Below are 2,625 nucleotides of genomic sequence, written 5' to 3'. Positions count from 1 at the left end.
GGACTCGAAGCACTCGATCGATTGAAGGACACTCTCTATGGCGATGAAGATCCCAGCAAAGTTTACTACCAAGAAACCACCCTCCGCGTCGTCCAGGAAGGTAACAGCCTCTACAGTCTGGAGCTGTATCTGCCAGGAATTGCCAAAGACCAAATTCAACTCAATAAAACTGGCGATGAATTGAATATCCGGATCGGCAACCACCGCCGGAATATGGTGCTACCGCAAGCTCTGGCTGCGCTCCAACCGACTGGTGCGAAAATGGATGAGGATTATCTCAAGATCAAGTTTGCTTGAGGAGATCTCGATCGAATTTCACGATCTGGGGTAGGTAACTGCCCCAAACAAGAGAACTAATTATATCTGTTTAGCTAAAATTTTGCGACAAATCTTAATATTGAGTCCCAAAATGGGTAGGATAGATAAATAGGATTGGGATCGCAATCCCACGCCAAAAAAACTGAGTATTACATCGGAGGAGGTAATCTTTAATGTCCCAAATCACATACTCCCGACTATCTGCAATGGCAATCGGCATCATTGGCGCGAATGCACTCGCGATCGATGCTGCGCTAGCGAAGGGATGGGTAGGCATTATCGATCGATCTCCAGTTAGGCACGGCAGAGGATTGGATATCGGTTTGCAGCCGATTATTCCCACTCGCGTTACCAGAGCACCAGCAATCGAGCGCGGGATGGCAATCGGTTTAGCTCCGATTATTCCCTTCAAATTAGCCCAAACGCCCACACCCGATCGCAGTATCGCCACTAGCAACAGACAACCCCTCGGCGTGGGGATCGCCGCCAAAGTTGGCACATTAGGATTTGGCGTCGATGCGAGCAAATCATTGACGCCCCAACTCAATGCTCGCTTGGGCGTGAATTTTGGGAATGTCGGTTTCAATCGCACCGATAGCGGTATTAATTATGATGCCCAGCTCAAATTGAGCAGCATTCAACTATTTGGCGATTATTATCCCAGTAGTAACAGCAGCTTCCGGATTACTGGCGGCTTCGTCGCCCAAAATAATCGCGTCGCTGTCACTAGTAAACCGAGTGGTAATGGTACCTATACGATCGCGGGAAATCAATATGCCGCTAGCAGCGTCGGCACGCTCAATGGTGAATATGCCTACGGTAACTCGATCGCACCGTATCTCGGCATCGGGATTGGCAAATCTACCAATGAAGGCTTAGGTTTCAATGCCGATTTGGGTTTGATGTTTACAGGCTCGCCCAAAGTCTCGCTGACGGCTAGCAATCCCGCTTTCAATGACAACGCCACGACGCGCGCTCAAATCGATAATCAAGCTCGTCAAACCGAAAACGATCTGCGCGGCTTTAATGTCTATCCAGTCATCTCAGTCGGGGTTTCTTACGGCTTTTAGATAAGAATCGATCGATTCTTATCTATCTAAAAGGATGTTTGGAAAGTGACTTTTAACACTTCTAAGCCCTAGAAGATCCCCCCTAGCCCCTCTTCAAAAGGCTACCGTGTATACACTCTCTCGTTAGAAGCGATATTAGTGAGAATCCCCCTAAATCCCCCTTAAAAAGGGGGACTAAGACTCCGATCTTAGCCCCCTTTTTAAGGGGGATTGGGGGATTCAGATCTCAAAACGAAGTCCGACAGACTTGCGTATACACGGTAGCCTTCAAAAGGGGGGAACCAGAAATAGCAATAAAAATCCCCCTGATTTCAGCATGGAATCGGGGGTAAATTGTATGAATGTTAAAAAAATGAAGTGTGCTGGGTAACATAGGTATGTCAGCCTAGCGGTAGCCCGATGAATATTGTATATCTGGAATTGAAACAGATCGACGATCGATCCGTAACTTTGCGTTATCGGGTGCCAGATCGAGTACAGTATGAATCGAGAAATCTAGAACTGGCGGAGATTGCCGGATTGTATGATTTTGCCGATACAGATTTTGCGCGAGATAGCCCCGACTTAGCAAAGATCGGGCGCAAGTTATTTGATTGGGTGGATGGTTCGGAACGGTGGCTGAGTCGATCGATCGAGCAACAGCGGCAGGGTTTAATATTAGCGATCGATTGTCAGGATCGGCTAGGGGGCTTGCCGTGGGAGATTTTATATTATGAGGGCTTTTTGGTAGCGCGATCGATTGTGCCGATTCGGATTGTGGGTGGATTCCAGCGTCAAACTGTCAAAAGAGAGCCGTCGAAATATCAGTTGCAGACGTTGTTTATGGCAACAGATCCGGAGAGTGTTTATCCTAAGCTGGATTTTGAAGCTGAGGAAGCATTGATTTTAGATGCAACGAACGATTTGGCGATGGAGTTGCGGGTAGAAGAAAGCGGCTGCTTGGAGGAATTAAAGAACTTTTGGTACAGATTTCGCGATCGATTCGATATTTTTCATCTCAGCGGACATGCAGATATCCGGAATGGTGTGCCCTATTTTATTACTGAGTCTTTAGAAGGCGAACGGATAGATGCGAGTATTGATGACTTTGCAGATACTTTCAATTTTCTCTATCCACCGTTGATCTTCTTGTCGGGTTGTCGGACTGGTGAAAGTAGTAGAAAAGGGGATGTTAGCTCGCTGGCAGAGGGTTTAGTTGCCAAGGGAGCACCAGCAGTTTTGGGATGGGGTCGATCTG

2 protein-coding genes and 1 pseudogene are annotated in these 2,625 nt (G+C 47.4%); all 3 read left to right on the top strand.

Annotated features, from left to right (window positions below; genetic code table 11):
- Positions 1-297 (top strand): annotated as a pseudogene (locus RMO84_RS14315) (arsenic-transporting ATPase); the annotation flags it as partial.
- A 194-nt stretch (positions 298-491) separates the two neighbouring features.
- The gene (locus RMO84_RS14310; RefSeq protein ID WP_310489122.1) at positions 492-1,388 is read left to right on the top strand and encodes a hypothetical protein; all 897 of its coding nucleotides are present in this window, start codon (positions 492-494) and stop codon (positions 1,386-1,388) included.
- A 399-nt stretch (positions 1,389-1,787) separates the two neighbouring features.
- Positions 1,788-2,625: CHAT domain-containing protein (locus RMO84_RS14305; protein ID WP_310489121.1), on the top strand; the 838-nt coding region annotated here is incomplete at its 3' end.

Source organism: Chamaesiphon sp. VAR_69_metabat_338 (assembly GCF_031423935.1).
GTDB lineage: Bacteria > Cyanobacteriota > Cyanobacteriia > Cyanobacteriales > Chamaesiphonaceae > Chamaesiphon.
Note: the sequence above shows the minus strand (reverse complement) of the source record. Positions and strands in the feature narration are given on the sequence as shown.